General features: G+C 35.0%; 6 protein-coding genes and 1 pseudogene. All 7 read right to left on the bottom strand.

Translation table 11 applies throughout. The features are described from left to right. Nucleotides 1-507 (bottom strand): annotated as a pseudogene (locus ACIQ2S_RS08955) (hypothetical protein); the annotation flags it as partial. Nucleotide 508: 1 nt separating this feature from the next. Further along, nucleotides 509-3,007, bottom strand: coding sequence for a YbcC family protein (locus ACIQ2S_RS08950; protein ID WP_396175134.1), 2,499 nt, complete (start codon nucleotides 3,005-3,007; stop codon nucleotides 509-511). Nucleotides 3,008-3,113: 106 nt separating this feature from the next. Further along, on the bottom strand, nucleotides 3,114-3,512 hold the full coding sequence (locus tag ACIQ2S_RS08945; protein WP_396175132.1) for a hypothetical protein: 399 nt from the start codon (nucleotides 3,510-3,512) through the stop codon (nucleotides 3,114-3,116). Between the two features lie 94 nt (nucleotides 3,513-3,606). Beyond that, nucleotides 3,607-3,951, bottom strand: coding sequence for a heavy-metal-associated domain-containing protein (locus tag ACIQ2S_RS08940; protein ID WP_396175130.1), 345 nt, complete (start codon nucleotides 3,949-3,951; stop codon nucleotides 3,607-3,609). 61 nt (nucleotides 3,952-4,012) lie between these two features. Beyond that, nucleotides 4,013-6,247 carry a TonB-dependent receptor domain-containing protein gene (locus ACIQ2S_RS08935; RefSeq protein ID WP_396175128.1) on the bottom strand — a complete coding sequence of 745 codons (2,235 nt, stop codon included), beginning with the start codon at nucleotides 6,245-6,247 and terminating at the stop codon, nucleotides 4,013-4,015. 60 nt (nucleotides 6,248-6,307) lie between these two features. Then, on the bottom strand, nucleotides 6,308-6,724 hold the full coding sequence (locus tag ACIQ2S_RS08930; RefSeq protein WP_396175126.1) for an HYC_CC_PP family protein: 417 nt from the start codon (nucleotides 6,722-6,724) through the stop codon (nucleotides 6,308-6,310). Between the two features lie 54 nt (nucleotides 6,725-6,778). Next, a complete protein-coding gene (locus ACIQ2S_RS08925; RefSeq protein WP_396175124.1) occupies nucleotides 6,779-8,134 on the bottom strand; it encodes an MBL fold metallo-hydrolase RNA specificity domain-containing protein in 1,356 nt (451 codons plus the stop codon). Nucleotides 8,135-8,248: the final 114 nt, after the last annotated feature.

The following is an 8,248-nucleotide window of genomic DNA, read 5'->3' as shown; positions in this document are numbered from 1 at the left end:
TTTAAAGGCATTCTTTACCGGCAAATAACGTTCTCGGTAAAACGCAATCAATAAAAAAGACGAAATTCCGATGATTTCCCAACCAATGAAAAGCGTTTCAAAATTGCCGGAAAGTATCGCCAAATTATAACCAAAAAAGAAAAAAAGTACCATATTAAAAAATCGTTTGTAACCCTTTTCTCTATGCAAATAATACCTACTATAAGTAGTGATCATCGCAGTTAAAAGTGCTCCCACGAATAAATAAACCGCTCCTATTTTATCAAAATAAAAATCAATAAAGAATTCGTAATGCGATGTTTTTATAATTGTCAATTCTTTAAAGTTTAAATCATCGGCCCCTTTTATAACCCAAACCCCTATAAAAACCATTATTCCTGTAAACTGAAGAACAACAGTTCCAAATGCTACCGATGAGATTAATTTCTCTTTTGACTCAGGCAGTAACAAGCTTCCCACAAATCCAAAAAGTGGTAGCAGTAAAAAATATTGAAGAATCTCGTTCATACTAGTAGATGTTGATTAAAATTCCAATCGGAAGATTCTCGTTTGTTGTGGACGCCAAATCAAGTTCGCTTTTGATAAATTGAGCTTTCTCTTGAACCGTTTTATAGGCTACGAATTCCTCATTTTTAAATTCAAAAACTTCTTTTGTTTCCGGCTGAATTGCGATCAGTTTCACCCAATCATTTTTAAACCATTCATAAGTGAGCGAGTTTTTATTAATAGCATACTTCACCTTATCGGGAAAATGTTCAGCAACCACCAAAATTCTCAAAGGATCATGTACTTCAATCATTTGAAGGGGCAAACCTGGACGCAAATCACCATCGATTCCGTTGGCAACTCCTATTAAACCCATTACATTGTGTGGCAATTTTGAACCGGCACCTAATTTTTGATTATCAACTCTTGAAAAATAATATTCCAAATTGATACCTCCAGCCACCGGTGCAACCGCTCCAAGAATAATTGATAAATAATCACCGGTGGGGTCGACTTTATAATCATAGGAATTCAAAAACGAACGTCGATCTAAAAAAAGTTGCTTGGACAAGTTTCTTCTTCCTACAATACACATGGCATTGGTTGCATGGTTTAATTCCGGACGAGGCTCAAACAGTGACAACGAACGTCTTTTAACTTTCTCATGTACATTTTTCAGTGAAAGCGACGAATCAATAGTATCAAATCTTCTGGAACGTTCTTTGGCGTTATTTGCTAAGGCTTTTAAAAAGACACTTTCATTTTGACGATGTAATTTTTGGTTTTCAGGTGTTAAAATATCTTCATCATAAAACACAATTTCGTCTCTTGTGGTATCGTGCAAAGCCGGTAAAAACTGCGTTGTTTCCGGAATGTTTATTCCTCTTAACTTTAAAAGCTCTCTCACTTTTGGATGATTTGCTGCCATCTTAGCCACTTTAGCATTTACCGAACTAGGTCTGCCGCAACAAGCTCCACAATCATATCCTGCATAATGCGTATTGTTGACGCTTGTAGCTCCATGGCCAACTATGTAAACTAATGGAGCAAAGTTCTTAACTAATCCAATGCTTTTGAGCAAGCCTTCCATTCTGTCGGCCATTTCCTCGATGGTAAAACCAAGTTGCAGATTATCCTCTCGCTGATTTACATTGGTATTCTCAACAACCAACTTCGCTTTTTTATGCAAATGCTTGAAGGAAGAAGTTGTTGCAGGTGACATTGAAGGTTTAAAGATGTTTAAAAACAACTTAAATGCTGATGAAAATCCTAACGTTTGACTAATAATCCACCCAAACAACAACGAGTGTGTCTGCTTATGGTACAACAAATCCTTTGCTTGTTTGTTCTTTCTTTGAACTTCTATGATCAGGTATTTTGGCGTGATTGGAGCCGGACATAATTTTGTATAAAACTTTCCATCCACGGGTTGAAAATAGAACTCGAAGTTAAAAAATGCAGCCGTACCAAAAGTTTCTGCCTCTTTATCTAAATGCTCAATGTGTCTTCGAAAGGAACATTCTCTGTCGTCCATGCAAAATAAACCTTGGAAACTGGGAATATTACTGGATTGAGTTTCTTCCACATGTTGAACATTGACCAAAACGTTATCATAAAAACTCCACTCAAAAGCTTGTTGCCAAAGTGACAACACTTCTAATAATTCGGTGTGTTTTACTTTTTCAAATAGGTTGTACTCATTTTCTCTGACTTTTAATCCCAATGGAGACCAATTCCCATTAAATTTTCCGTCTAAAGCGTCTATTTCCAGAAGCAATTCGAATTTAACGAGTTCTTCAAAAGTTATCGCTCTCGAATCTAATAAAGAACTCGGATTGGACTCAATAGTTGCAATCATACCACTCCAACCCGGATGTGAAAATTGCTGATCAAAAAGGTATTGTTCAAATAAGACTTCCTTTCCAACAACTATATCTAATAATTCTGTGATGGAAGGGTCCTTTTGAAGTAATTCTACAGCTCGTTTTGAAGTAAAAATTCCTTTGAAACAATTATTCTCCAAAGTTCTGATTGAGGCTAAAAAGCCGTTTTCATGCACCGGAAAATTCCAGATGGCAATTCCTTGATCTAAATAGCTACATAATACTCGAAATAACAAACTATGTGTTGATTTTTCGAGGTTTATGGCATACTCCTTTTTCCAATTGGCTCGTAAACTTCCAATTCTGGCATTTACTGACTCATCATAATAGTTTTCAATTAGCTTCCCTTTCCAAAAATCGAGGTTTTCCTCACCTTTTGACTGAATTAATATGCGGTCTAGAACCGATTCCTTAATCTCTGAATTAGCAAATCGGCGTCTAAAATCAGCTAACGAAAGATAGGTTTTATAACCAAAAATGGTGGTTGCCTCCTCCAAAGCTTCATGGAAATTTTTGTTTTGGAACGCATGCAATGTATTGTGATGCACAAAATCTTTTAACGGATTTTGGGCTGGTAAATAATGGATTAAGTGATGAAGAACTTTATGTTCATCAAAACTGCGTTTTGTTGATTTCATAATGAAAATTAACAGTTAAAAATCGATTGTGGAATTCTTCTAAGGTTACATCCTATTCTACAAGTAGTACATAGAAATGAACTTTAAATGATAATGCGACGAACTGTTAAATCAAATGGAACTTCCAAGTACAATACAAATCGTAAAGATGTAATTTAAAATTATTAAACCAACTCAGTCCTTTTGAAGTAAGGTATTTGAGGTATGGTAAAAATTGAAGCGGAGCATGAGAAGAAAAGTAAATTTCAATGTCAAAATGAACTTCATCAATTTCCGATTCACTTTTTTCTTTGAATTGATTGACAATACTGAGATTATTAAAATGATTTAATTGTGTGGAAAAATTTGATTCACTATCCGAATCATTATGGGCATAATGTGGAATAAAGTCTTCATCATCGAAAGTAATGATACCTCTAATTATTCCTGAATAAAGAAATATAAAAACAAACAAAAAAGAGGAAAGTCCTTTATGTTGTCTTAAAAGACTATTTATTATGTTCATTCGCCACTAAAAATCAGGACAAAATTAATTGATTTTTTCTTAAAAAAATACATTTAAAAAAAAAGTTCCGAAATCGATTTCGGAACTCTTATAATTATTGTTTTCTTTCGTACAAACAACAAGTATGTAATTTTTCATAATCTTCGTCGGTTGCTTTGAACTTTACTGTATCATGACCAACTTTTGCCACTGCCTGTTGCACTTGGTCAACTGTGCACTTATTTTCATCTAAAATCAAATGTAAATCCTGATGATCGATATGCCAAGTGGCAGATTTTACTCCTTTTACAGACAATGCTGCTTTCTCAATTCGCTTTTTACACATATCGCAATTGCCATTGACAGAAACTTCATACTTTGCATTTTTGTTCTTCTTTTCTTGTGCTTGAACTGTGATTCCAAGGAACGAAATCATCAGTATTAAAATTAATTTTTTCATTATATCATTGATTTTTGAAATTGTTATTGAAATTGATTTTTATTATTGAACTTGCTTTTTGTTATTGAATTTTAAAACGTAATCCCGCGTAATACATTGCTCCAAAAACCGGTCCATAAACCATTGAACTGTCAAAGTATTGCCCAAAAGGGTCACTGCTTCCCACAATAGGATTGGGTTGTTGAAAATTTCCGATGTTCTCTCCACCGATATATACTTCAAAAGTTTTAGAAAAAGTTTTGGTAACTTGTGCATTGATCGTTGAAAACGGATTTGCGAAAGCATCTAAAAGATATTCTTCCGGATTTGATTGTGTTTGAGGCAAACGTTGTTCGCCTAACCAATTATAAGTGAAATCAAATTTCCATTGTTGGCCCTTTTCTTTCACATGCGTTTCGTAAGCCAAATTGGTAAAAAAACGATGCTTCGCTTGTAACGGACGTTCAACCAATCCAATGGTGTAATCGGTTTGCACATCGTAGTATTTATAAGCAGTTCGAATAGAAAAATGAGTCATCAACTGATAATTCAAATCTATTTGTAAGCTGTTTGCAAAGGACTGACCTTCCAAATTATAAAATAAAACCTGCTGCGGACTATTATCCACATCAACAACAGCCTGATTTTGAAAATCAGTTCGGTAAAAATCAAAGGTGAACTCCGCTTCTTTACCAAAAACTTTAAAACCTTGCATAAAACTAAATCCGTAATTCCACGCAATTTCAGGATCTAAACCATAAATTTTACCAGCTGTATCCAATATTTGAAACTGTCTGGACGAAGCAAACAACTGTTGATTTTCAGCAAAAATATTGGCACTTCTTTTTCCTCTTCCAGCCGAGAGTCTGAACATGGTTCGTTCATAAGGCCTGTATCGAACATGAGCTCTTGGCGTAAAAAACACCCCTAATCGATTGTGCGAATCTACTCTTGCTCCCAAAACATAACTCCATTTATCTGAATCGCAATAGGTATATTCAAAGAAAGCACCTATTGAATTATCGATTCTGCTAAAATCATTCACATTTACAAATTCATTGTAATTGTCATAGGTGAAATTAAGTCCCGTAGCAAACTTATAACGGGTGTCGCTGATAATTGAATTATATATTAAATTGGAATAGAAACTATTCTGTTTAATATGGTATTGATTCAAACCAAAATACGACTCTTGATTATGGTAATTAAAGGCGTTTTGAAAACCAATACTTTTCCATGGAGTTTCTGGAAATACGTAACCAAGCTTGGCAGATGCGTCTAACTTTTCGGTAGTAATTTCAGAACCCCAAAAATTGGTAGTTCCTTTGTCTCTTTCCGGGTCAAAATTAACTTGGCCGGCTTGTTTATCATCATTCATGTAGCGAAGATTAATAAAACTCACCCAGCCCTTTTCTAAATCGGTATATTGCCAACGATTGATTGCATTTATTTGCTTACCGATTGGAATATCCAAAAATCCATCATCGTTCATATCGTTTTTACCAACTCGAGCATTCCCGTGCAAAAACAAACTAGTAGCCCATTTATCATTTATTTGAGTATTGAAATGAGTGTTTAACTCAAAACGAGAGTCGGTTGAACCATACGCATTCAAAAAGAACGGAATATCATCGGCAGGTTTTAACAATTCATAGTTAATCTGCCCGGAAATACTCTCATAACCATTGACAACAGAACCTGCTCCTTTTGTAATTTGAATGCTTTCAACCCAAGTTCCGGGAATGAAAGATAATCCATACGCTTGTGAAGCTCCGCGAATAGCAGGAATGTTTTCTTCAGCTATTAATATATAGGGACTTGTTAATCCCAACATTTTTATTTGACGACTTCCCGAAACTGCATCTGAAAAATTGACATCAATGGATGGATTCGTTTCAAAACTTTCCGAAAGGTTACAACAAGCCGCTTTGAGTAATTCTTTGCCGGTCATTGTTTGCAAATTGGCTGGTGTCATATAGTTTTTTTGAAGAGAATTACGAACTTTCGTAAGTGTTACTTCATCCAATGAATTATCAAACTCCATTTGATGACTGATTGCTTTTGGAGCTGTAATTTGTAATTCAACGGTTTTAAGACCTACATAACTAATGACCAGTAGTGAGTGCTGCGACGTAAATGGAATTGAAAAATTCCCATTTTCGTCTGTAATAGTACCTATTTCTGAATCTTTCCAGTAAACGGTAGCACCTTGTATTGGTTTGTTATTTTCGAAGAATATTTTGCCGGTAACTTTTTCCTGAGAAAAACTCTGAAACCCGGCAATAAGCACAGTAAGTACTAAAATTATTTTTTGCATTGATTTGATTATAAATTAAACAATAAAGTCACTTTGCAGTGAAAAAAGTTTCATTTACAATCAGGCGTAAAAAACAAATTGGGAATAGAGTTCATAGAATGGCGGTGCATTCGAATTGCAATAATAATTTAGAATCTGAGCAGAAGACACTACCTCATTTGTATAAAACACGGGGATACTGAACTCCTTCAAAATCGACACAAAATCAAAATCAAAACTAATTTGTTTGATGGTTACCTCATCAAAATCAGCTTGAATAACTTCATCAGAACAACAACCGGAATGATCTTCGGTGGAACTTGCACAACAAGATTTTTCATCTGATTGTTTTTCCACTCCACAAGACTCTTCAGATTTAAAAATAGTAGAAACAGAAGCAATTTCGCCTCCGCAATAATGCACATGAAAAATCAAACCACTGGTGGAAACCAGCAGATAAACTGCCATTAAAAAACTTGTGCACTTTTTAAAATTCATGCGACAAAAGTACCTTTTTTGAAATGATAAACACCAAATTTGTTGTTAAATGTATTATAATACAACTGTTTGACCTAAAAGCGGTACACTACAATCGTAGCCAAATTCTTCCGTAATTTTTAATCGCAAACTATCCGCAGCTTCATTTTCACCATGAACTAAAAATATTTTTTTTGGTTTTTGTTGCAAATCTCGGAGCCAATTAAGCAAATCATTTTGATCTCCGTGAGCCGAAAGTCCTTCAACCAAAACCACTTTGGCTTTCACCGGATAATATTTGCCGTAAAATTTAATTTCTTTAGCTCCTTCCAATAATTTTCTGCCTCGAGTTCCTTCTGCCTGATAACCAACGAGCATTACAGTGTTTTCAGGTTGATCAATATAACGCTCTAAATATGACAAAACTCTTCCACCCGTAATCATTCCGCTTGCTGCAATAACCACTTTAGGTTGTTTATCATAAATGGCATTAATGGTGTCTTCAAAATCGGAAATCATGGTAAACATACGACACATTTCTTCACATTCATTCGGAGTCAGTTTGTGCCATTTATGATTTTCAGTGAATACATCTAATACTCTTATTCCCATTGGAGTATCGATTATGTAGGGGATGTCGGGAATTCTATTTTGTTTTTTCAATTGCCAAAGTAGATACATTAAAACTTGAGCACGTTCAACCGCGAAACTTGGAATGATGACATTTCCTCCTTTAGAAACCGTTTCATTAATTAGTCGTTCCAAATCCCAAAAAACATCATTGTTGGGATGTAACCGATTGCCATACGTGCTTTCTAAAAAAATATAGTCGCCGGTTTTTGGTCGTTCCGGTGGAAACATTAGCAAATCATCATCTTGACCAATATCACCTGAAAAAACGAATTCTTTACCATCCATATGCAGCGATATCGAGCACGCTCCTAAAATATGTCCGGCTTGAAAAAAGCGAAAATAGCAATCCTCTGAAAGTTTCACTTCCAACTCTTTTTCAACGACTCTAAAATAAGGTAACACTTTCTCGGCTTCAGCAACTGTGTATAATGGTTCTGCAGGATTGTGTTTTGAAAAATGTTCCTTGTTTGCTTTTGATGCTTCTTCTTCTTGAATTTTGGCACTGTCTAACAAAATGAGTTGTGAAATTTGTTTTGTTGGTCTAGTACAAAATATTTTACCGATAAATCCATCATTTATTAATTTTGGCAACCAACCGCAATGATCCAAATGGCCATGTGTTAACAAAACAAAATCAATGGATGAAGGTTCAATTGCCAAAGGTTCCCAATTCAGTTCACGTAATGCCTTTAATCCTTGAAACATCCCACAATCGATTAGAATTCGCAAATCATTATGTTCAAGCAAGGTTTTTGAACCTGTTACCGTTCCTGTGCCGCCTAAAAATTGAATTTTCATGACCTAATTTATTAAATTACACAATTGATTGGCTTCGCGAAGAGCATTTTTGATACGATTTGAACTCAAGCCAATCTTTCTGAGCCAATCATATTGCTGAATAAGTTCATTGAC

It is taken from the genome of Flavobacterium sp. (assembly GCF_044371705.1).
Lineage (GTDB): Bacteria > Bacteroidota > Bacteroidia > Flavobacteriales > Flavobacteriaceae > Flavobacterium.
Note: the sequence above shows the minus strand (reverse complement) of the source record. Positions and strands in the feature narration are given on the sequence as shown.

Excerpts from the sequence above, each read along its gene's own strand:
- ACIQ2S_RS08950 (WP_396175134.1), bottom strand. The coding sequence starts at position 3,007 with ATGAAATCAACAAAACGCAGTTTTGATGAACATAAAGTTCTTCATCAC.
- ACIQ2S_RS08945 (WP_396175132.1), bottom strand. The coding sequence starts at position 3,512 with ATGAACATAATAAATAGTCTTTTAAGACAACATAAAGGACTTTCCTCT.
- ACIQ2S_RS08940 (WP_396175130.1), bottom strand. The coding sequence starts at position 3,951 with ATGAAAAAATTAATTTTAATACTGATGATTTCGTTCCTTGGAATCACA.
- ACIQ2S_RS08935 (WP_396175128.1), bottom strand. The coding sequence starts at position 6,247 with ATGCAAAAAATAATTTTAGTACTTACTGTGCTTATTGCCGGGTTTCAG.
- ACIQ2S_RS08930 (WP_396175126.1), bottom strand. The coding sequence starts at position 6,724 with ATGAATTTTAAAAAGTGCACAAGTTTTTTAATGGCAGTTTATCTGCTG.
- ACIQ2S_RS08925 (WP_396175124.1), bottom strand. The coding sequence starts at position 8,134 with ATGAAAATTCAATTTTTAGGCGGCACAGGAACGGTAACAGGTTCAAAA.